At 67.1% G+C, this 22678-nt stretch carries 18 protein-coding genes and 2 tRNA genes; 8 read left to right on the top strand and 12 right to left on the bottom strand.

Annotation, left to right across the window (positions count from 1 at the left end; all coding sequences use genetic code 11):
- Positions 1-24: 24 nt before the first annotated feature.
- Together ACWKSV_RS05840 and ACWKSV_RS05845 are read right to left on the bottom strand one after the other, a co-directional pair.
- Positions 25-879 carry a glycoside hydrolase family 16 protein gene (locus ACWKSV_RS05840; protein WP_156884293.1) on the bottom strand — a complete coding sequence of 285 codons (855 nt, stop codon included), beginning with the start codon at positions 877-879 and terminating at the stop codon, positions 25-27.
- A 67-nt stretch (positions 880-946) separates the two neighbouring features.
- Positions 947-1750 (bottom strand): SDR family NAD(P)-dependent oxidoreductase, encoded by an 804-nt coding sequence (locus tag ACWKSV_RS05845; protein WP_076718206.1) that lies wholly within the window; start codon positions 1748-1750, stop codon positions 947-949.
- 204 nt (positions 1751-1954) lie between these two features.
- On the opposite strand from ACWKSV_RS05845, the gene ACWKSV_RS05850 reads away from it, so the two are divergent.
- From ACWKSV_RS05850 to ACWKSV_RS05860, 3 genes are all read left to right on the top strand, one after another.
- Positions 1955-5134 (top strand): helicase-related protein, encoded by a 3180-nt coding sequence (locus ACWKSV_RS05850; protein WP_483666912.1) that lies wholly within the window; start codon positions 1955-1957, stop codon positions 5132-5134.
- A gap of 65 nt (positions 5135-5199) precedes the next feature.
- A complete protein-coding gene (gene mgrA / locus ACWKSV_RS05855) occupies positions 5200-6276 on the top strand; it encodes an L-glyceraldehyde 3-phosphate reductase (protein WP_076716510.1) in 1077 nt (358 codons plus the stop codon).
- Positions 6277-6395: 119 nt separating this feature from the next.
- A complete protein-coding gene (locus ACWKSV_RS05860) occupies positions 6396-7511 on the top strand; it encodes a glycoside hydrolase family 43 protein (protein WP_076716512.1) in 1116 nt (371 codons plus the stop codon).
- 50 nt (positions 7512-7561) lie between these two features.
- On the opposite strand, the gene ACWKSV_RS05865 is transcribed toward ACWKSV_RS05860, so the two are convergent.
- A complete protein-coding gene (locus ACWKSV_RS05865) occupies positions 7562-8431 on the bottom strand; it encodes a hypothetical protein (protein WP_076716513.1) in 870 nt (289 codons plus the stop codon).
- Positions 8432-8498: 67 nt separating this feature from the next.
- Positions 8499-9779, bottom strand: a complete 1281-nt coding sequence (locus ACWKSV_RS05870; RefSeq protein ID WP_076716515.1) for a S8 family serine peptidase — start codon at positions 9777-9779, stop codon at positions 8499-8501.
- Positions 9780-9859: 80 nt separating this feature from the next.
- Between ACWKSV_RS05870 and ACWKSV_RS05875 the strand changes: the two genes are divergently transcribed.
- The 3 genes from ACWKSV_RS05875 (at position 9860) to ACWKSV_RS05885 (ending at position 12135) form a co-directional block, all read left to right on the top strand.
- A complete protein-coding gene (locus tag ACWKSV_RS05875; RefSeq protein WP_380773310.1) occupies positions 9860-10351 on the top strand; it encodes an RNA polymerase sigma factor in 492 nt (163 codons plus the stop codon).
- A complete protein-coding gene (locus tag ACWKSV_RS05880) occupies positions 10348-11046 on the top strand; it encodes an anti-sigma factor family protein (RefSeq protein WP_076716516.1) in 699 nt (232 codons plus the stop codon). Before ACWKSV_RS05875 ends, ACWKSV_RS05880 begins: the two co-directional genes overlap by 4 nt.
- A 72-nt stretch (positions 11047-11118) precedes the next feature.
- Complete coding sequence (locus tag ACWKSV_RS05885; protein ID WP_076718207.1) at positions 11119-12135, top strand: LLM class flavin-dependent oxidoreductase; 1017 nt, start codon at positions 11119-11121, stop codon at positions 12133-12135.
- 63 nt (positions 12136-12198) lie between these two features.
- Here the strand turns inward: ACWKSV_RS05885 and ACWKSV_RS05890 are convergent.
- Positions 12199-12275 (bottom strand) — tRNA-Arg (locus tag ACWKSV_RS05890).
- Positions 12276-12311: 36 nt separating this feature from the next.
- Positions 12312-12388 (bottom strand) — tRNA-Arg (locus ACWKSV_RS05895).
- Positions 12389-12574: 186 nt separating this feature from the next.
- Between ACWKSV_RS05895 and ACWKSV_RS05900 the strand changes: the two genes are divergently transcribed.
- Positions 12575-13072, top strand: coding sequence for a hypothetical protein (locus ACWKSV_RS05900; protein ID WP_156884377.1), 498 nt, complete (start codon positions 12575-12577; stop codon positions 13070-13072).
- Between the two features lie 85 nt (positions 13073-13157).
- On the opposite strand, the gene ACWKSV_RS05905 is transcribed toward ACWKSV_RS05900, so the two are convergent.
- Complete coding sequence (locus ACWKSV_RS05905) at positions 13158-15362, bottom strand: spermidine synthase (protein WP_083706662.1); 2205 nt, start codon at positions 15360-15362, stop codon at positions 13158-13160.
- Between the two features lie 11 nt (positions 15363-15373).
- On the bottom strand, positions 15374-16366 hold the full coding sequence (hemB, locus tag ACWKSV_RS05910; protein ID WP_076716521.1) for a porphobilinogen synthase: 993 nt from the start codon (positions 16364-16366) through the stop codon (positions 15374-15376).
- 103 nt (positions 16367-16469) lie between these two features.
- Here hemB and ACWKSV_RS05915 point away from each other — a divergent pair, with 103 nt between their 5' ends.
- On the top strand, positions 16470-17324 hold the full coding sequence (locus ACWKSV_RS05915; RefSeq protein WP_076716523.1) for a diacylglycerol/lipid kinase family protein: 855 nt from the start codon (positions 16470-16472) through the stop codon (positions 17322-17324).
- 120 nt (positions 17325-17444) lie between these two features.
- Here the strand turns inward: ACWKSV_RS05915 and ACWKSV_RS05920 are convergent, their stop codons facing one another.
- Genes ACWKSV_RS05920 through alaS form a run of 4 tightly spaced genes read right to left on the bottom strand, consistent with a single transcriptional unit; the run spans position 17445 to position 22669 of the window.
- Positions 17445-18893, bottom strand: coding sequence for an MATE family efflux transporter (locus ACWKSV_RS05920; RefSeq protein WP_237243373.1), 1449 nt, complete (start codon positions 18891-18893; stop codon positions 17445-17447).
- Positions 18890-19102 carry a hypothetical protein gene (locus tag ACWKSV_RS05925; protein ID WP_076716526.1) on the bottom strand — a complete coding sequence of 71 codons (213 nt, stop codon included), beginning with the start codon at positions 19100-19102 and terminating at the stop codon, positions 18890-18892. Before ACWKSV_RS05925 ends, ACWKSV_RS05920 begins: the two co-directional genes overlap by 4 nt.
- Positions 19099-19983, bottom strand: coding sequence for a hypothetical protein (locus ACWKSV_RS05930; RefSeq protein WP_076716528.1), 885 nt, complete (start codon positions 19981-19983; stop codon positions 19099-19101). Before ACWKSV_RS05930 ends, ACWKSV_RS05925 begins: the two co-directional genes overlap by 4 nt.
- Positions 19984-20020: 37 nt before the next feature.
- Positions 20021-22669 (bottom strand): alanine--tRNA ligase, encoded by a 2649-nt coding sequence (alaS, locus tag ACWKSV_RS05935; protein ID WP_076716529.1) that lies wholly within the window; start codon positions 22667-22669, stop codon positions 20021-20023.
- Between the last annotated feature and the right edge of the window lie 9 nt (positions 22670-22678).

The raw sequence follows: 22678 nt of genomic DNA on the forward strand, positions 1-22678 counted from the left end.
TCCCGTTACAGGGGAGGAATGGGCTTACCGTTTCCAATAGCGCACATAATCCACCTTCATCGCCTGGGGCAGCGCGGCGTCGTCCACACCCTTCTGCCCGCCCCAGTCACCCCCGACCGCCAGGTTCAGGATCAGCGAATAGGGCCGCGTGAACGGCCAGGCCGCCGCGCCGCCCGGCCGGTCGTTCCTCACGCGCATATAGGCCCGCCCGTCGACGCCGATCGTGATCGTCTCGGGCGTCCATTCCAGCTGATAGCGGTGATAGTCCGTGCACGCCCCCGCCACGCGCACCTCGGCACCGCGCTGAGTCTTCAGGCGGTGATTAAAGGCGGCGGAATGGACGGTTGCGTGGATCACATCTGGGTCGAAGCCGACCATCTCCATGATGTCGATCTCGCCGCCGTCGGGCCAGCGCGATCCGTCCATTGGCAACAGCCAGATGGCGGGCCACATGCCCCGCCCGCAGGGTAGCTGTGCGCGCACTTCGTAGAAGCCGTAGCCCAGCGTCTGCTTCGCCACCAGCTTCGCCGAGCTATAGCGCTGGCCGCCCCAATCCGGCTCGTTGCGCAGCGCCTCCGCCCGCGCCTCGACGACCAATGCGCCCTTCTCGATCCGGGCGTTGGTCCGGTCGGGACCGGCATAATATTGCAGTTCGTGATTGGGCCAGCCGGTCTTGTTCTGGCCCGTGTCCCAGCGCCAGCGCCGCTGGTCGATCGCCCCGTTGAACTCGTCGCCGAAACTCGGCCGCGTGGCCGGTGCAGCCATTGCGCCGTCATAGGCATAGTTGGTCGCACCGAGCGACGGAGCCTCGACCTGCTGGGCGGACGCCCCGGTGGCCAGCAACATGACGCCTGCCAGCCACCAAGTCATTCTTTTCATTGCCATCCCCTCTCAGCTTTTGAGAGGGTATAAGCCGATCGGCGAGCCGACGCCAAGTCGCGCCGGATCAGCCCGCGATGGTGAAGACGGAACCGGAGTCGACGCGGATGCCAGCCCCGTTGATGAAGCTCGCCCGTTCCGACACCAGGAAGGCGACGGCGGCGGCGACCTCTTCGGGGCGTCCGCGCCGCTTCAGCGCCATGCCGGGGCGTTCCTCGTCCAGGAACGTCTCGATCGCCTCGTCGAAGCTCATGCCCTTTTCCTCGGCGCGCTTCTCCATCATCTTGTCGGTCATCGGCGTCGCGATGAAGGCGGGCGAGACGGTGTTCACCAGCACATTGTCGGGGCCGTAAGCCTTGGACAGCCCCTTGGCCAGGCTGAGGATACCCGCCTTCGCCGCGCAATAGGGCAGTTCGTCGATATAGGGCTGCACCGCATCCTCGGAGGCGAACAGCACGATCCGGCCCCAGCCTTTGCTGCGCATCGTCGGGATCGCCTCTCGACACATGCGCACCGCGCCCATCAGGTCGATATCGATCGTCTCATGCCAGCCCTTGTCGTCGATCTCCAGGAAATCGCCCGTCGCGCCGGTCACGCCCGCAGCGTTCACATAGATATCGGGGTCGCCCAGCCGCTCGCGGACCTCGGTCCAGATGGCCCGCACCGCCTCGACATGAGTGACGTCGCCCGTGACCGCGATCACCTCGCCCAGCGGCGACAATTCTTCGACCGCTTCGTCCAGCGTCCCGTCCGGCTTGTCGGTCAGCGCGACGCGTACGCCCGCCTCCAGCAGCAGGCGCGCGGTTTCCTTGCCCATGCCAGAGTCCGCGCCGCTGATGAGCGCGATGCGCCCCTTGATACCCAGATCCATCGTCATTCTCCTTGGACAGTGCGGCCGGCGGCGCGTGCTGATGTCGATCATCGATATGGATCAACCGTCCCGGCCATGAAGTGCCGAGGCCCGATAGGGTTCCGCCAATCGGCGGCGATAAGTCTTTGAACTCCAGCGGAACGCCCAACGTCGCCGCCCGTTCGAAAAGCCCCGCCATCTTTGCTGGAGTGCCGGTCGTTGCGCATGTTGTCTAAAGCCGAGATCGCCACCATGCCTCCCACCGGGGACGGCCCCGTACCGCTGCCCGGCATCGCCGAACTGGCGGCGGGGGCGGCGGAAATCCTCGACCGATCCGACATCATCCTGGCCGTCACCGATGAGACGCGCGCGCTGGGCGTGACGCGGATGCTGGAGGCGATGTCCCCCGACGCGACCATCCTGTTCTGCCCCGGTTCCGACGCCCTGCCGGGCGACGACGCACCCGCCTCGCCCGCCAATGTGGGGCAGCGCGTGTCAGCGCTGCATCGTGCACAGATGACGCTGGCGGCGAAGGACCGGGGCCGCATCGCCCTCGTCACTTCCGGCGAGTCGCTGGCCCGCGCGCTGCCGCCGCCGGAGACCTTCGCCGCCGAGCCGCCCTGTGTCGCGATCGACGACGCGTGCGATCTGGCGGATCTCCACGCGATGCTGCTCGACCTGGGCTATATCGCCGACGAACGGGTCGACGAGCCCGGCGAAGTCGCGCTGCGCGGCCATGTGCTGGACGTGTTTCCCGCCGACGCCGAACAGCCCTTGCGCGTCGAGGTCGCGGACGGCCGGATCATCGCGATCCGATCCTACGACCCCGCCGATCAGCGGAGCACCGGCGAGATCGAACGCCGGGAACTGGGCCGCGTGGCCGAACCGCCGCTCGGGCAGACGCAGACCAGCCTGCTCGATCACCTCCCCGGCGCCTGTGTCATTATCGAGCCCGCCGCCGATGAGCGTCGCCGCCGCCTATTGCTGCTGAGCGCCGATGTCGCCAAGCGCGGATCGAAGCGCGCGGCCCGCGACATGATCGATGAGCGTCACTGGAAGAAGGCGCTTGATCAACGCCAAACCGCCGAGATCGCCCGCATCGCCGAGCCCCCGCCGCGCTTCGTCGAGAGCCGTTCGCCCCTGCGCGACTTCGCCGCCACCGCCCGCGCTGCGATAAAGGAGGGCACGCGCGTCGTCCTGATCGGCAGCGAACGCGACCTGCGCTTCCTGGGCAAGCGGGTCGACAATGTCCTGCGCAAGACCGCAGAGCGGGCCGAAAGCTGGCAGGCCATATCGAAGGCCAAGGCCGGATCGCTCCTGACGCTTGTGGCACCCGCCGAGCGCGGCTTTGCGCGCGACGCTATCCTCGCGGTCAGCGCCGCCGATCTGCTGGGCAGCCGTGCCGAGCGGGAGGACGGGGCCATCCCGCATGTCGACCTGTCGCTGATGCAGACTGCCGAAATCCGGGTCGGCGACACCGTCATCCACGAGGATCACGGCATCGCCACCGTCGTCGGGCTGGAGACGATCGACGGGCAGGACGGGGTGTCGGGCGACGCGATCAAGCTGGAATATGCACGCGATGCGACCCGACTGGTCCCCGTCGCCGAAGCCGACCGGCTGTGGCGCTATGGCGGCGAGGACGACGCGGTTCGCCTGGACACGCTGGACGGCAAGAGCTGGCACGAACGACGGCGCGGCATCGACGAGGCGATCGCGACGACCGCGCGTCAGCTGACCGATATGGCTGCAGAGCGCGCCGAGCGTCATGCGCCCGTACTCGATCCTCCCGTCGCGGATTATGAGCGGTTCGCGGCGGGATTTCCGTATAGCGAGACCCCGGACCAGTTGACCGCCATCGAGGCGGTGCGCGCCGATCTCGCCTCCGGCCGCCCGATGGACCGGCTGGTCGTCGGCGATGTCGGCTTCGGCAAGACCGAGGTCGCCCTGCGCGCCGCCGCCATCGCCGCACTCGCCGGGCGGCAGGTGGTGGTGGCTGCGCCGACCACCGTGCTGGCCCGGCAGCATCTCGACAGCTTCGCGACGCGGTTCGAGGAAGCGGGCATCGCGGTCGCCGGCCTATCACGCCTGTCCACCGCCGCCGAAAAGCGCAAGGTCAAGGCGGGGCTGGCCGATGGCAGCATCCGCATCGTCATAGGCACCGGCGCGGTCGCGGCCAAAGGCGTGACCTACAAGGACCTGGCACTGGTCATCGTCGACGAGGAGCAGCGTTTCGGTGCCGCCGACAAGGCCCGGCTCCAGGCGCTGTCTTCGGGTCATGTACTGACCCTGTCCGCCACGCCGATCCCGCGCACGCTCCAGGCCGCGCTGGTGGGCTTGCGTCAGCTGTCGATGATCGCCACCCCGCCCGCCCGGCGGCAGCCCATCCGCACCGCCGTCTCGACCTTCTCCCCCGAGACGCTGCGGGCGGCGCTGCTGCGCGAGCGGTCGCGCGGCGGGCAGAGCTTTGTCGTGGTGCCGCGTATCGCCGACATGGCGCCGCTCGCCGAAAAGCTCGCCCAGATCGTACCCGAGCTGGAGGTCATGCAGGCGCATGGCAAGCTGCCCGCTGCGGAGATCGACGACGTCATGGTCCGCTTCGGCCGGGGTGAGGGCGATGTCCTGCTGGCGACCAACATCATCGAGGCGGGGCTGGACGTGCCGCGCGCCAACACCATGGCCATCGTCCATGCCGACCGTTTCGGCCTGGCGCAGCTGCACCAGCTGCGCGGACGCGTCGGGCGCGGGCATCGCCGCGGGCAGGTCCTGCTGTTCGCCAAGGGCGAGGATGCCATCGCGCCGCGCACCCTGAAACGGCTGCGCACGCTGGAGGCATTCGACAGGCTGGGCGCGGGGTTCGCGATCAGCGCGCGCGACCTCGATATGCGCGGCGCGGGCGATCTGCTGGGCGATACCCAGGCCGGTCACATGCGGCTGATCGGAGTCGAACTGTACCAGCAATTGCTGGAGGATGCGCTGCGCACCGCGCGCGGCGAGACGGTCGAACGCTGGACGCCGGAGCTTCGCATCGGGATGGAGGGTCGCCTGCCCGAGGCCTGGATTCCCGATGAGGATTTGCGCATTTCACTTTATGCCCGGTTGGGGCGGCTGCGCGACGATGCCAGGCTCGATGCGTTCGAGGCGGAAATGGAGGATCGGTTCGGCGAACTGCCGGACGATGCCGCCACGCTGTTGTCGCTGGCCCGGTTGCGCGAGCGGATGCGGGCGCGGTCGATCGCGCGGATCGATGCGGGACCCGCCGCCATCGCACTGACCCCGCACGGCCAGCAACCCGACCTGAACGGTATCGAGGGGCTGGAGGAGAAGGACGGTCGTCATCTCCTGAAGGAACGGCACGACAGTCCCGCCGATCGGCTGGCGCGGCTGGGCGAGTTGCTGGCTTGACCCATGCCATTGGCGGCGACGCTCGCGCGGCGTAGAGCCGCCGCCGAACAGAGAGGATTTTCGCCATGGCTTTTCCCGAACCCTATATGGCCGACCCCGCGCGTTATGACGGCCGGATGCCCTATCGCCGGACCGGACGCAGCGGGCTGAAGCTGCCCGCGATCAGCCTGGGGCTGTGGCAGAATTTCGGCGGGACCGATGTCTTCGAGACGGGCCGTGCGATCCTGCGCAGGGCCTTCGACCGGGGCGTCACCCATTTCGACCTCGCGAACAATTACGGGCCGCCCTACGGCTCGGCCGAGGAGAATTTCGGGCGGGTGATGGCGACCGACTTTGCTGGCCACCGCGACGAACTGATCCTGTCGACCAAGGCGGGCTGGGACATGTGGCCGGGGCCCTATGGCGATATCGGTTCGTCGAAGAAATACCTGATCGCCAGTTGCGACCAGAGCCTGAAGCGGATGGGCGTCGATTATGTCGACATCTTCTATTCGCACCGTGTCGACCCCACGACGCCGCTCGAAGAGACGATGGGCGCGCTGGTCCAGCTTCATCGCCAAGGTAAGGCGCTCTATGTCGGGATTTCTTCCTATGATGCGGGGCTGACCCGACGCGCGGCGGCGATCCTGGCGGAGGAGAAGGTGCCGCTGTTCATCCACCAGCCGAGCTATTCGATCCTGAACCGCTGGGTCGAGCCCGAGCTGCTGGCCACGCTGGAGGAGCTGGGCACGGGCTGCATCGCCTTTTCGCCACTGGCGCAGGGCATGTTGACGGGCAAGTATCTGGACGGCGTGCCGCAGGATGCCCGTGCCAGCCGGGGCGGCTCTCTGTCGCAGTCGCTGCTGACCGAGCAAAATCTGGCCGCGATCCGACGGCTGAACGACATCGCCCAGGCGCGCGGGCAGACGCTGGCGCAGATGGCGATCGCCTGGGTGCTGCGCGACCCGCGTGTCACATCCGCACTGATCGGCGCGCGGACGGTGGAGCAGCTGGACGACTCGCTCGATGCGGTGGCGCGGCTTGATTTTACCGCCGATGAATTGGCCATGATCGACCAGGCCGCACAGGATGGGGGCATCAACCTCTGGGTCGAATCCTCCGACATTGCTAAGCTGCCCGCAGCGCAGGGAATTCCAGCCTGACGACGCGTTGAGAACGGGCGATGGCCTCTCCATCACCCGTTCCGACATGTTTTGTCATAGGTGAATGCTGGCATTTGTCGGACAGTTGAATTAATCTCCCTTAAAAAGGGGAGACGTTCATGAAGACATTGATCCGTAGTTGCGCCGCCATCGGCGCCCTTTTCGCGACCACGGCGATCCATGCCGGTGGACAGGCACCGGCCTCCGCCCCCCGCAGACTGGAGATCGTGGCGAAGGACAGTCTGCCCAAGCCGCCCGCCCCGCGCGACGCGCGGACCGCCTATCTGATGACCTACTTCACCGACGAGGATCACTCGCTCCACTTCGCGACATCGCGCGACGGCTACAGCTTCACCGACGTCAATGGTGGCAAGCCGGTGATGGATGGACGGGAAGCGGCCGAGCAAAAGGGCATTCGCGATCCGCACATCATGCGCGGTCCCGATGGCGGCTTCTATATGTCGATGACCGACCTTCACATCTTCGCCAAGCGCGAAGGGTTGCGCGATACGCAGTGGGAGCGGCCCGAGGAGCAATATAGCTGGGGCAACAACCGCAACATGATCTTCATGAAGTCCTACGACCTCATCCACTGGTCACGGTCGCGGGTCACGCCATCGGCCATGTTTCCGCGCTATCGCGACGCGGGCAATATGTGGGCGCCGGAGACGATCTACGATCCGCAGCGCAAACGCCTGATGGTCTATTTCACCACTCGCGACGGCAACGGGCCGAATTATCTGGTCTATTCCTATGCCGACAAGGACTTCAGCACGCTGACCGAAGAGCCGAAAAAGCTGTTCGACTATCCCGATCCCAAGGTGAATGTGATCGACGCCGACATCACCAAGGTCGGCGGCAAATACCATATGTTCTATGTCGCGCATCAGGCGCCCGGCAATATCCGCCATTCGGAATCGTCGCAGATCAACAGCGGCTGGACGAAAGACCTGCGCAAGGTCGATCCCGAAACCGTCGGGACGGAGGCGCCGACATTGTGGCGGCGCAACGGCACGAACACCTATGTCCTGATGTACGATGTGTTCGGTATCAACCCGAACAATATGGGCTTTTCCGAAACCACGGACTTCGTGACCTATCGGAATATCGGTCGTTTCAATGAGCCTGGATCGCCGATGAAGGCCACCAACTTCACTCGACCCAAGCATGGCGCGGTCGTCGCGATCAGTCCGGCCGAGGCTACCCGCCTGGAGCGGTATTTCGCCGCGCGTTGAACGTGAAGATGCGCCCGACCATGTCAGGCCGGGCGCATCCCTCAGTCCGGTTACTTCGCGGCGCTGCTCACATCGCCCTGACCCATGGCCGAGACCAGAACATTGCCCGAGCCGGAGAAGTTGGCGGCGGGCAGGTTGGCGACCTTGTCACCCACCTTCACCAGCACCCGCTCCACCGCGCCGCGTGCGTTGGTGCGGACCGACTGGACCGCGCCGATCGCCCGACCCTGCGCATCGTTGACGAACATGCCGGTATTGACCGGGAAGGCCCCGCCCTGCGCCGCACCGCTACCGGCCAGCGCCAGATTGCCCGCCAGCGAACCGTTGCCGCCCGTCGCCGATGCGGTGCCCGAAGCCGAGCCTGACACGCTGCCACCCGCATTGGCGGCACGATTGGTCAGGTTGGAGACGGTGCCCCGCGCCCGGTTGCCGACCGCCCCGGCGGTGTCGCGCACCCGTCCGGCGACATTGCCGACCGTATTCACGCCGCGCCCTGCGGCATCGCGCACCGCATCGGTGCCGACCAGCTGCGCATCCACGCCGCCGCCGACCGTGCCCGAGGCCGATCCGTTGGCACCGCCCGACTGGTTGCCGACCCGCGTCGCGCTGTCCAGCGTCGAGCCGCCGCCGGCTTCACCCGAAGCCGTCACCCGGCCACGGCGCAGATCGACATTGCGATCGCCACGCACCGAGCCCCGCGTCCGGGTCGCCGTGTCGGTCGCGGCGCGACCGGTCTGGCCGACCCCGCTCAGCGTACCGTTCGCCCCGCCGGTCAGGCCGCCGGTGACACCACCCAGCTGACCGCCCAGGGCACCACCACCGACCAGGCCACCGCCGCCACCAAGCAACTGCGCCGAAACGGGCATCGCGACAAGCGCCGCAGCAAGGATCGCGGTGCCGGAAAGAAGGGTCTTCATCATCGTTCTCCTTAACTTCTGGAGAGACAACGAAAGGGCCTTCGGATTTAATCCCGAAAAAATTCGTCTTTTACTGTGCGGGCGTCCGGCAATCGGCGCAAACCATTCCACGGCCGAGAAATTTTTCTTCTCCCCTACGGCCATTTTTTTTGGCTTCGGCATCGACATCGGCCAGCGCGCCGCGGATGCGGCCGGGGTCGAGCGACGGATAGGCGGCGGCCACGCGGCCCGCGACCAGCGGCGCGGCAAAGGACGTACCCCGCACCTTGAAGCGACGACCACCAACTCCGGCCGCCAGCATGTCCGCGCCCGGTGCGGCGTAATCGAGATGGCTCGCCCGCCCCGCCTCGATCAGCGGCCGTCCCCGCCCATCGACGCCGGTCACGGCAATGACGCCGGGATAGGAGGCCGGATAGGCGGGTGGCGCGGCCGGGCCGTTATTGCCGACCGCCGCCACGATGATGAGGCCCCGCTTCTGTGCCGCCGCGACGACACGCGCGAGCAGCAGGTTGGCGGGGCCGACTAGGCTGATCGTCGCCACCGACACGCGCTGTTCGACCAGCCAGCCCAACGCCTTGGCGATGGCGGTGGCATTGCCGCCCGCCGGATCGCTGCCATAGACATCGGCCGAGGCGATCCGCGCACCGGGCAGCGCCCCCCGGATGCCATTGCTCCCGGCGATCAGCGAGGCGACCGCCGTGCCATGGTCATTGGCGCGCGGTGCGCCCGTGGCGAACCCCTTGGTCACCGCCGCGCCCTCGGCACCGCCGTCGATCACGCCGACGATGGGGCCGCGTCCCGTGCCGCCTTGCGCCGCCGTCAGGGCGATCGGTGCACCGGCTCCGCTCGGCAGGTGAAGCTGATCGGCGCTCACCTCGCCGCCCAGTTTCTGAAGAATGCCGAGTGCGGCCTTCAGCGACTGGCCCGGCGGCACACGCAGCCGGACGAAGCCGACACCCAGCACATCGTCGCGCTCGATCACCGTAAAGCCCAGTCGCCCGACCGTCGCCAACAACGCATCGCTGGGGGCACCGACCACCACCTCGCCCGCGCGCGCCGGAAACCCCATCGGGTCCAGCGCGATGGCGTCCGGGTGATCGCGGACCAGTTGCGCGAAGGTCGCGCGGCGCACCTGCTCCAACTGCCGCACGGTCGCGCGCGACGCGGCGTTCACCCGGTCGATCACTGGATCGGCGAGCGATGAAATCCCTCGCCCGACCGAGGGCAAACCGCCGGGAAGCGACGGCATTCCGGGCAGCGAGGGCACCAGTTGCGCCCGCCCCGCCGTCACGCCCAGCGCCAGACCCGCCGCCGCCATCGATACTGCCAGATAGCGGGTCGTCCGCTTCATCGCCGTTCATCCATTGTCAAAATTCATGCTGACATGGATTAAACGATGAACCTCATCCGTTTCATCCCTGCAACAAGGAAATAGGTTTGGCCGCTTTCGAGACCGAGTTGTTGGCGCTGCTCCCGCGACTGCGGCGGTTCGCGCGATCGCTCACCCATGACGGGGCGGATGCGGACGATCTGTGCCAGGTCACGATCGAAAAGGCGCTGATGGCGCGGAACGCGTGGCAGGCGGGGACACGATTGGATAGTTGGATGTACCGGATCATGCGCAATGCCTGGATCGACACCGCCCGCGCCCGGTCGCGCGCGGCGGAGACCTTCGTCGCCGAAGAGGCGGGGCTGGGCGTCGGCGGCGCTGGCAATGCGGAAGCGCGGGTGGCCCTGAATGAAGTGGATGCCGCGATGCGCACCCTGCCCGACGAACAGCGCGAGGCGGTGGCGCTCGTCCTTGTTGAGGGGCTCGCCTATAAGGAAGCCGCCGAGATATTGGACATTCCGATGGGCACCCTGACCTCGCGACTGGTGCGTGGGCGACAGGCGCTGATGGCGCGGCTGGGAGAAGCGGCATGACGATCGAACCCGAACTGCTGATGGCCTATGCCGACGACGCGCTCGATCCGTTGACCGCCAAGCGCGTGGAGCGCGCCATCGCCGCCGATCCCGCTTTGGCCGAGGAAGTCGCACGCCATCGCCGCCTGAAGGCGAAACTGGGCGCGGCCTATGCCCCGATCGTGGATGATCCCGTACCCGACCGGCTGGCAGCGATGCTGACCAGCAACGTCGTGCAGATGCCCCAGCGCCAGCCCCGCCCCTCACGCGTTTCGGCCGCCTGGCGTTCGGCGGCGGCGATGGCCGCTTGCCTCGTGGTCGGGATGCTGGTGGGACGTGGCGTACAACAGGAAGGGCCGGTCATGGCGACCGACCATGGCCTTTATGCCGCCGGTTCGCTCGCCAAGGCACTCGACGATCAGGCGAGCGGCGTGAAGGGCCCGGTGCGTATCGCGGTCAGTTTCCGTGCCGAGGACAACGGCTTTTGCCGCGTCTTCCAGTCGACCGAGGCGGACGGCATCGCCTGCCGCGATCCGAAGGGCTGGTCGTTGCGCCGGACCATGCCGGGCAGCACGCCCGGTACAGGCAGCGCCTATGCCCAGGCGGGATCGTCGGATGCCGAACTGATGGCGGCGGCTCAGGACATGATGGCCGACATGCCGCTGGACGCGGCGGGCGAGAAAAAGGCGATTGCGGGCCACTGGCGCACGCGCTGACCGGTGATTTCGGAAAGCGATCGTTTCCACCACGTCGGTGGACCGATCGCGCTTTCGCCCTATCTTGAACACATGAAAAAGATCGGTTTCCTCTCGTTCGGCCATTGGTCGCCCTCGCCCCAGTCCGCCACGCGCTCGGCGCAGGACGTGCTGCTCCAGTCGATCGACCTTGCCGTCGCTGCCGAGGAGCTGGGCGCGGACGGGGCCTATTACCGGGTCCATCACTTCGCGCAGCAGCTTGCCTCGCCCTTCCCGCTGCTCGCCGCCGTGGGAGCGCGGACCAGCCGGATCGAGATCGGGACCGGCGTGATCGACATGCGCTACGAAAACCCGTTCTACATGGTCGAGGATGCCGGATCGGCCGACCTGATCAGCGGCGGACGCCTGCAACTCGGCATCAGCCGGGGCTCGCCCGAACAGGTGATCGATGGCTGGCGGCATTTCGGCTATGGCCCTGCGCAGGGTGAGACGGATGCCGATATGGGCCGCCGCCATGCCGAAGTGTTCCTGCACCTGCTGAAGGGCCAGGGCTTCGCCAAGCCCAATCCCCGCCCGATGTTCCCCAACCCGCCGGGCCTGCTCCGGCTGGAGCCGCATTCGGCGGGGCTGCGCGACCGCATCTGGTGGGGCTCCGCCTCCGACGCCACGGCGGTCTGGGCCGCCAAGCAGGGCATGAATCTGCAAAGCTCGACCCTGAAGGCCGATGAAAGCGGTGAGCCCTTCCATGTCCAGCAGGCCAGGCAAATCCGCGCCTATCGCGAAGCCTGGGCGGCGGCGGGGCACGACCGTGCGCCGCGCGTCTCCGTCTCTCGCTCGATCTTCGCGCTGACCACCGATCAGGACCGCGCCTATTTCGGTCGCGACGACAGTCAGGATCAGGTCGGCATCATCGACAATATGCGCGCGGTCTTCGGCCGCTCCTATGCCGCTGAACCCGAGCGGCTGATCGAACAGCTACGCGCCGATGAAGCGATTGCGGAGGCCGATACGCTGCTGCTGACCGTGCCCAACCAGCTGGGCGTCGATTACAACGCGCATGTGATCGAGAACATCCTGCGCCACATCGCGCCCGCGCTCGGCTGGCGCTGACGAAGGGACAGGCCCCGGCCATGGTCGGGGCCGCAGCCCGTGGTGCCGATGATATGGAAGAAATGGCGCGCCCGGAACGATTCGAACGTCCGACCCTCAGATTCGTAGTCTGATGCTCTATCCAGCTGAGCTACGGGCGCGCATAGGGTCCCTGTCGAGACCTGATTTTGATCCACTGGCGCGCCCGGAACGATTCGAACGTCCGACCCTCAGATTCGTAGTCTGATGCTCTATCCAGCTGAGCTACGGGCGCGCTGTGGAGGTGGGCTGATAGAAGCGCTTCGGAACCTTGGCAACCCCTTTGCAAAGGTTATCCACATTTTTTCTAAGGGCGGACCTTCGCGGTGCTTTGCGGCATTTGGTCAGGTCCCCTGTTGCGGTTAGGAAGATCGCGATGACGCCCTATCGCCCTGCCCCGTCCGCCCGGCCCGCCCCTCGCTTGGCCCCCTGTATCCTTATCATCGGCCTGACCCTGGCCGGGTGTGCGCGGGACCATGACACGACGCCTTACCCGTCACTGGCGGTTCGGCCGGTCGAGAAACAGGGCTTTGCCGAACCCGCCGCCAAGCCGGTCGTGCTGCGGCCCGATCCGGCGCTTGATACACAGATCGCGGAGATGACCCGCCGCCTGACCGCCGTCGAACAGGAATTCACCAAGGCGCATGACCAGGCCCGCACCGATGCCGCCAAGGCGCGCGGCGCGGCGGTGGGCAGCGAGGCATGGCTGACCGCGCAGACCGAGCTGGCGACCCTGGACGAAATACGCGCGCGCACATCCTCGCTGCTGACCGAGATCGACGACCGCGCGATCCAGCGGGCCGCCGCGCTGGAGCCCGATTATCCCACGCTGACGAGCCTGCGCGACCGGGCGTCGGCGGCGGTCACGCGGCAGGCGGCGCAGATCAAAGCGATCAGCGACAGCCTCCCCGCCGCCTGACGCCTGGATCGAGATACATAGGGTCGACTCAGGTCGAGCCCCTCCCCTGAAGGGGAGGGGTGAATCAATCTGACGTCATCCTGTTCTAGAACTGGCGGATAAAGGGCAGGATGCTGGAATAATCGTCGGTCCAGGCGGCGAGACCCGGTGGCGCCACCGCCGGGGTCCAGTCTCCCCCTCGCGCCTCCAGCGTCTTCAACACGCGCGCATCCCGCGACAGCGCCAGCCAGACCGAGGCGGTGGCCTGCGCCTCGCGATCCAGATCGGTCGGCACATAGCTCATCCGCGAAACCGCCCAGCCCCCTTCCCGCGCGGCGGCAGCGACCAGCGGCTCCAGATCGACGAAGCGGTTGGAGATATGGACGAGCAGCAGCCCACGCGGGGACAGGATGCGGGCATAGGTCCCGAACGCCTCACGCGTCAGCAGATGCGCCGGAACCGCGTCCGACGAAAAGGCATCAAGCGCCAGCAGGTCCAGGCTGGCCGGTGCCTCGGCGGCCAGGCGGATGCGCGCGTCGCCGATCCGGATGACGGGGTCGGGCTGGCACCGGCGCAAATAGCTAAACTGGCCGGTATCGCGCGCGATGCGGACGATAACCGGATCGATCTCGTAGAAGCGCCAGCGCTGGCCCGGCTGCGCATAACAGGCGAGCGTCCCCGTCCCCAATCCGACCACGCCGATCCGCGCCGCCGGTCCGTACAGAATCGGCGCGGCGCGCATCGCCCGGCCGACGCCCGAATAGGGGGCGTAATAGGTGGTCGGCGTCCGCTCGCGCGCCGCCGAACCGCGAAGCTGGATGCCGTGGACGGTCGAGCCATGGTCCAGCTCGCGATAGCCTGGTCCGTCGCGCACGGTATAGACACCGAAATAGCTCCGCATCCGGGCGTCACGCTCCATCGACAGCGATAGCGCGCGATAGCCGCCGAACAGCACGAGCGCTCCGCCGAGCAGCAGTACGAAGCCGGTGCGTGCGCCAATGGTCAGGAACCCCAGCGTGGCGATGACCAGGAACACCGTCCCTTGCCGCTCCTCGCCGAACCACGCCGCAGGGCCGACCAGCCGCAACTCGAGAACCAGACCGATCGCCACCGCCAGCGCGACCAGCATCGCGCGGGGATGTCGCCACCACAGGTCGCGGATTACCGGCAGGATGAACTGCTGCGGGATCAGCATCCCCGCCGCCAGGATCAGCAGCGGATACTCGTACGTCCAGTCGAACAGCACCGGCGCCAGGATGCCCGCGAACACCCCGCCCGATGCCCCGCCGACCGCCATCCACAGATAGAAGCCGGTCAGCCGGTCGACCGCTGGCCGCGCGCGGTATAGGGCGGTGTGCAGCGCGACCGACACCATGAACAGCAGCAGCAGCGCGACGACGACATTGGAATAGGGCCGCTCCGGATAGCCGCCCATGATCACCCCGCCGAACAGCAGCAGCGTCACCGGCGCGATCCGGGTCAGCGTGTCCGCCGCGCCCCGCCGGGTAGCGAAGGCGATGATGAAGCTCGCCAGATACAGCCCCAGCGGCAGCACCCAGAGCAGCGGCATCGCGACGATATCGGTGGTGATATAGGTCGACGTCGCCAGCACCAGCCCCGAGGGCACCGCCGCCAAGGCGACCCAGTACCCGATCCGCCGCCATCCCGGCACGGCCGAGGTCGGTGCGGGGTCGGCCGCCGGGTCGCGCGACGCCGGGAGTCGCGTGGCGCATGCCGCGACCAGCAAAGCGAGCAGGCCGTAGCCCAGGCTCCACAACAGGCTCTGTCCATGAAGCGTCATCGCCGGCTCGACCAACAGCGGATAGGCGATCAGCCCGGCAAAGCTGCCCAGGTTTGACGCCGCATAGAGCGCATACGGATTACGCCCCGGCTGGGCGAGCGCGAACCAGCGCTGAATCAGCGGGGCCTGCGCCGACACCGCAAAGAAGAGCGGCCCGATGGACAGGCCGAGCAGCCATGGCACCCACAGCGCCGGTTCGGCATCGGGGGGCAGGTCCACCGTCATCAACCCGATCGGCAACCAGAGGGCCGCTGCCGCCAGTATCAGGATATGCACCCCCGCCTGCACCTTCGGCCGCCACCGCCCCAGCGCATGGGCATAGGCATAGCCGCCCAGCAGCAGCGCCTGATAGACGAACATCGCCGAGTTCCAGACGGCGGGCGCGCCACCCAGCCGGGGCAGCGCCATGCGCGCGACCAGCGGCTGGACCAGGAACAGCAGGAATGATCCGGTCAGGATCGTCGCCACGAACAGCGCGCGCGCCGCCAAATCCGGAATACGGCGTGTCACGGGAATGGAGGTCAGGCGTTCAGCAGTCGGGCGGCATGGGCGGCGTGATAGGTCAATACACCCGAGCATCCGGCACGCTTGAACGCCATCAGCGTCTCCAGCACCATCGCGTCGCGGTCCGCCGCGCCCGCTGCGACCGCCGTCTCAATCATCGCATATTCGCCCGACACCTGATAGGCGAAGGTCGGCACGCGAAACTCGTCCTTCACCCGGCGGATGATGTCGAGATAGGGCAGGCCCGGCTTCACCATCACGCTGTCCGCGCCCTCGGCGAGGTCGAGCGCGACCTCGCGCAGCGCCTCCTCGGCATTGGCATGGTCCATCTGATAGGTGCGCTTGTCGCCCTTCAGCAGACCCCGCGTGTTCACCGCATCGCGGAACGGACCGTAAAAGGCGCTGGCATATTTGGCGGCATAGGCCATGATCTGGACGTTGACGAAGCCCTCGCGCTCCAGGGCGGCGCGGATCATGCCGATGCGGCCGTCCATCATGTCGGACGGGGCGATCACGTCCGACCCGGCGCGCGCCTGGGTCAGCGCCTGCTCGACCAGCGCATCGGCGGTGTCGTCGTTGACGACATAACCCGCCGCATCGACCAGCCCGTCATGGCCATGCGTCGTATAGGGGTCGAGCGCCACATCGGTCAGCACACCGATATCGGGCACGGCATCCTTGATCGCGCGGATCGCCCGGCACATCAGATTGTCGGGGTTCATCGCCTCGCGCCCGTCATCGGTGCGCAGGTGCGAGGGCGTGTTGGGGAACAGCGCCAGACAGGGAATGCCCAGATCGGCGGCTTCCCTGGCCCGCGCGACGATGCCGTCCAGCGACCAGCGCGACACGCCGGGCAGGCTGGCGATCGGTTCCTCCACGCCCTGGCCCTCGGTCACGAACAACGGCCAGATCAGATCGGCCGGGGTCAGCACCGTTTCCGCGTGGAGTCGACGGCTCCACTGCGAGGCGCGAGTACGACGAAGGCGAAGCGCGGGATAAGATGCGGTCATCAAAAGGGCTTGTGCGGGATCGGACCGCGCTTGCCAAGCGTTGCGTGCAAAGCGTTCCGGGGGCGAAAGGAATATAGGCGTGCGAGAGATTCGATCGGCAGCGATGGTGGTGAATGCCAAGTCGCGGCGCGGCCAGGCCTTGTTTCAGCGGGCCTGTGCGGCGATGTCGGACCTTCCCTACAAGGTCGACGCCCGCGCGGTGGAGGATCCGAAGTATCTGGAGCCGACCGTCCGCGAGTTGCTGGCGGCCAAGCCCGATCTGCTGATCCTGGGCGGCGGCGACGGGACGATCAGCGGGCTCGTCGACCTGATGGTCGGGCATGACGTGATGCTGGGCGTCCTGCCGCTCGGCACCGCGAACAGCTTTGCCCGCTCGCTCGGCATTCCCCTGACCATCGAGGGCGCGGTCGACGTCATCCGCACCGGCCGCCCGCGCCGCATCGATCTGGGCATGATCGACAATGATTATTACGCCAATTGCGCGGCGATGGGGATCAGCCCCAAGATCGCCGAGACGGTACCGCACGGCCTGAAGCGCGTCGCCGGGCGGCTCGGTTATCTGGGCTGGGCGGCCTATCAGTTCCTGCGCTTCCGCCCCTTCACCCTGATCGTCGAGCAGAATGGCAAGCGCGAGCGACTGCGCGTCGTCGAGGTGCGCATCTCCAACGGCCCCTATCATGGCGGCACCGAGTTGGTGGATGCCGCCGCCGTCGACTCCGGCGAGATCGTCGTCCAGGCCGTATGCGGTCATGTGAAACGCCGCCTGATCGTCAACTGGGCAGCCAGCATCCTGCGCAGCGACTATCGCAAGGAAAAGGTCCGCGATTTCCGGGGGCGCGAGATCAAGCTCACCACCATCCCGCCGCTGCCCATCTCGATCGACGGCGAGGTGCTGGCGCGTACGCCGGTGACGGCCCGGATCGCACCGGGTATCATCGAGGTCATCGCGCCGGTCTGAACGACCCTCCCCCTTCCCACCCGCTTTCAGCGGGCGGGCCCCTTCCCTCTCCCACCGGGAGAGGGAGGGAGGCGCAAAGCGCCGGAAGGGTGAGGGTATTTGCCTACACACAGGGGCACCCTACCCCACCGGCATCGCCTTATTCGTCGGCTGCCCTTCTGCCAGTGCCTGTTCCTCGCATTCCTCCTTGCCCGCCGCCGGGGCCATACGCCCCCTGCGCCAGCCGCCATGCCGGTAATAACCGATGGTCATCAGCATCGAGGCAAGCGAGCCCGCCGGAAAGCTCCACCAGATCGCGTCCGCGCCCAGGCTCGGCTCCAGCAGGTTGGCGAGGCCGAAGCGCACCGGGAACATCGCGATCGCCAGGATGACGAGCGGCCCGACCACCGCGCCATTGGCGCGCACCGTCGCGGCCAGCACCATCGACACGCCGAACAGCATGAAGCTCCACCCGCCGATCAGGTTGATCTTGGCCGCAATGTCGATCGCGCCCTCCTCGTTCCCCAGGAACAACCACAGCACATGCCGGTCGAGCAGTGTGACCGCCAGGACCAGCACGCCGGTCAGCAACAGGTTCATGCGCAGGCCCGCACGGGTGATCCGGTCGACCCGATCCCACTGCCCCGCGCCGATATTCTGCGCCGCCATCGCGCTGACCGCCGCGCCCACCGCCATGGCGGGCATCTGGATATAGGTCCAAAGCTGGTTCGCCGCGCCGTAAGCCGCCGTCGTCGAGGTGCCGTGCCGATTGACCAGCCCCATCATCGCCAGCGCCGAGGTGGAGACGACCAGCATCTGGAGCCCCATCGGGAACCCCTTGACCACGATGGTCTTCAACAATTTGGCGGTCGGGAGCAAATAGCGCCACTCGGCACCGCGCAGCCGGATGACCAGATCCTTGGCATAGAGATAGGTGACGAGCGCCAGCAGCGATCCGGTATTCGCGATCAGCGTCGCGATCGCCGATCCCTCGATCCCCAGCCCCGGGATCGGCCCCAGCCCCAGGATGAAGACCGGGTTGAGTGCCACGTCGAGGGCCGATCCGAGCGCCATGAACTTCAGCGGCGTGATCGAATCGCCGACACCGCGCAGCGCCATGGTCAGCAACACCGAGATGAAGCCCGGCGGCATCGCGACGAAGATCACCCGCAGATAGGCGAGCGCGAGCGGAAACACTTCGGCCGGGGTCGCCAGCGCGCGCAGGATGGCGGGCGCGGCCAGCCAGCCTACTCCCACGGTCGCGGTCGAGATCACCGCGAACAGCCCCAACGCCGATCCCAGCACCCGGCGCATCGCCTCCACGTCGCGCCGTCCCATCGCCTGGCCGATCAGGATGGTCGCGGCCATGCCGAAGCCGAAGGTCGCCGCGACCAGCAGGAACATGATGATATTGGCGTTGGTCGTCGCCGCCAGCGCCCGCTCGCCCAGAAACTGGCCGATCCAGATCGCGTTGATCGACCCGTTCAGCGATTGCAGCACGCTCGACCCCAGGGTCGGTAGCGCGAACAGCAACAAAGTCTTGCCGATCGGCCCGGCGGTCAGGTCGCGGCGTCCGCTTGGGGGGGTCACGGTTTCTTGTCTCCGGCGATCCATTCGTCTTCGATAAAACGCGCCATAGCGGCATATTGGAACATCGGTGAAGGATTTCCCTGCCCCGCATAAAGGTCGCGCAGATGGCCCCAGTCGCACGCCGGCAGCTCGATACCGAGCATGACCGCCGGCAGGAGGCCTACAGCCTTGACGGCACTGGGCGACACGGCCCGGCCCCACCGGATCATTTGCGTGCGGTTTCCTCGCGGATGGCGCGAGTCATCTCCGACACCTGCTGCCCCCCTCGCGCATGGGGGCGACTGTCATAGAGTCCGTTCAGCAACCCCCGGTCGAACGCCGTCAGTTCCGCAGGAGCGACCGCATCGGTGTCGAACAGGGTCAGGATTGTCGCCGACGTCATCCCCTCGACCGGCCTGGTCGCGGCCATGGTCCGCATCACGGCATAGTCGGCAATCTGGCCCAGTGTCTTGTTCAGCAGGGCCTGACGCTTGATGACCACGACCGAGGCGGCGATGTCCTGACGGATCGGGCTCAACAGGCGCGACGCAGCACCGAGTTTCATCTCGGGCCAGTTTGCCGTGGGGCTGTCCTGCTGCAAGACGAGATCGCCGTCGCGCGACACTCGCATGGCGGCGTTCCAGGCATAGACGGGTCCCGCCCCCTTCACGATGCGGCTGACCGCCGGGCGGGACAGGTCCCCGAATATCTGGGGGGACCGCTGGCGCAGCGCCATGAGCTGCTGCTGCGGATCGTCGGCGAACAGGACCAGGATATTCGGCGTGCAGCCATCGGGGGCCATCTTCATGCCCAGCGACTCGACCGTCGCCATCATGCGGCGAAGAATCTTCTCGCTGGCCGAGACCGGCAGCCCGGCGGTGCCGATGCACACGGGCGCACGAAACCGCATGAGCGGCATGGCCGATGTCGGTCGCCCGGTGACGCCGATGACCTGATCGCGCACTTCGCGCTCGGTGGCCTGGGGCCGGGCGGTCACGACGACCGCCTCGCCGGTCGTGGCGGGCGGCGTGGAGGTCTGCGGCGGTGCCGTTTGCGCCAAGAGCGGCGATGGCAAGAGAAGCATGGCCCCCGTGAAGAAGGCCGTCGTCATTCCCCTGCGCATCGCCACTCTCCCCTGGCTGGTGAAATTACCCCGCGATCGCGTCCCGGACCGCCTGGAGCGCCTCGGCGCCCTTGGTGCCGTCAGGACCACCGCCCTGGGCCATGTCGGGACGGCCGCCGCCGCCCTGCCCACCCAGCGCCGCCACCGCCTTGCGCAGCAGTTCGACGGCATTGTGCTTGCCCGTCAGGTCGTCGGTCACGCCGACCGCGACCGAGGCGCGGCCGTCATTGACCGCGACCATCATCGCGACACCCGATCCGCCCAGACGCTGCTTGGCATCGTCCACCGCGCCCCGCAGACCCTTCGCCTCGAAGCCGTCGAGCACCTGGCCGATGAACGCCACGTCGCCGATCTGCTCCGGCCCGGCCGCCGCACCACCGGCCCCGCCGCCCATGGCGAGCGCCTTCTTCGCCTCGGCCAGTTCGCGTTCCAGACGACGCCGATCCTCGACCAGCGCGGCGATGCGTGCGGGCACCTCGTCTGGCGTGGTCTTCAAGGTCGCGGCAGCCGCCTTCAGCATGTCGTCGCGGTGCGACAGATAGGCGCGCGCGCCCTCGCCGGTCAGCGCCTCGACCCGCCGCACGCCGCTCGACACCGCGCCTTCCGACACGATCTTGAACACGCCGATCTCGCCCAGCGCGTTGACGTGAGTGCCGCCGCAAAGTTCTAGGGAGTAGGTGCCGTCGGCATCCTCACCCATCGAGACGACGCGCACCTCGTCGCCATATTTCTCGCCGAACAGCGCCATCGCGCCCATTTCGATCGCTTCGTCGGGCGTCATCAGACGGGTGACGACCGGGCCGTTGCCGCGCACCTGCTCGTTCACCTTCGCCTCGACCTCGGCAATGTCATCGGCGGTCATGCCGACCGGCTGCGAGAAGTCGAAGCGCAGGCGTTCAGGGGCGACCATCGAGCCCTTCTGCGCGACATGGGTGCCCAGCCGCTGGCGAAGCGCCTCGTGCAGCAGGTGCGTCGCCGAATGGTTGGCGCGGATCGCGGCGCGGCGCGCAGTGTCGATGGCCAGCTTCACGCTGTCGCCAACCTTGATGCCGCCTTCCTGAATCTCGGCATTGTGCACAAACACGCGGCCAAGCTGCTTGGAGGTGTCGGTGACGACCGCCTTCAAGCCGGTGTCGCTGGAGATGGTGCCGCTGTCGCCGACTTGGCCGCCGCTCTCGCCATAGAAAGGCGTCTGGTTGACGATGACCGACACCGTATCGCCAGCGGCGGCGCTATCGACCCGCGCCCCGTCCTTGACCAGCGCGAGCACTTCGCCCTCGCCCGTGTCGGAGGCATAACCCAGGAATTCGGTCGAGCCGGTTTCCTCGGCGATGTCGAACCAGACATCATCCGAAGCCTTCGCGCCCGAGCCCTTCCAGGCGGCACGCGCGGCGCGCTTCTGCTCGGCCATGGCGGCGTCGAAGCCCGCGCGATCGACCGACAGGTTCTGCGCGCGCAGTGCGTCCTCGGTCAGATCATAGGGGAAGCCGAACGTGTCATAGAGCTTGAACGCCGTCTCGCCCGCCAGCGTCGCGCCGGGCGCCATGCCCGCCGTCGCTTCATCGAGCAGCTTGAGGCCCTTGTCGAGCGTCTGGCGGAAGCGGGTTTCCTCTTGCTTCAAAGTAGCTTCGATCAGCGGCTGCCCGCGGACCAGCTCAGGATAGGCCGCACCCATCTCGGCGACCAGCGCCGGGACCAGCCGGTGCATCAACGGCTCCTTGGCACCCAAGAGATGCGCATGACGCATCGCGCGGCGCATGATCCGGCGAAGAACATAGCCGCGGCCCTCATTGGCGGGCAGCACGCCGTCCGCAACCAGGAAACCGGCCGAGCGCAGATGGTCGGCGATCACGCGGTGCGACGCCTTCTGCCCGTCTTCCGCCTTGGTGTGGGTCAGCTCGCACGAGGCTGCGATCAGCGCCTTGAAGGTGTCGGTATCGTAATTGTCGTGCACGCCCTGAAGGACGGCGGCGATCCGCTCCAGCCCCATGCCGGTGTCGATCGACTTCTTGGGCAATTCGCCGACGATCTCGTTGGCTTCCTGCTCGAACTGCATGAAGACCAGGTTCCAGATCTCGACGAATCGGTCGCCATCCTCCTCCGGGCTGCCGGGAGGGCCGCCATAGATATGGTCGCCGTGATCGTAGAAGATTTCGGAGCACGGACCGCACGGCCCGTTCTCACCCATCGCCCAGAAATTGTCCTTGGTCGGAATGCGGATGATCTTGTGATCGGGCAGCCCCGCGACCTTCTTCCACAAGCCGAACGCCTCGTCATCGGTGTGATAGACGGTGGCGGTCAGCTTTTCCGGGTTGATGCCCCAGACCTTGGTCAGCAGGGTCCAGGCATGGGTAATCGCCTGTTCCTTGAAATAGTCGCCGAACGAGAAATTGCCCAGCATTTCAAAGAAGGTATGGTGGCGCGCGGTATAGCCGACATTGTCGAGATCGTTATGCTTGCCGCCCGCGCGCACGCATTTCTGCGAGCTGGTTGCGGTCGAATAGGGCCGCGACTCCAGGCCGGTGAATACGTTCTTGAACGGCACCATGCCCGCATTCACGAACATCAGCGTCGGGTCGTTCTGCGGCACGAGCGGCGCGGAGGGCACGATCTGGTGCCCTTCGCTTCCGAAATAGTCGAGAAAGCCGCGGCGGATGTCGTTGGTCGAGGTCATAAGCGCGGG

Source organism: Sphingomonas sp. SphC10, assembly GCF_057004845.1.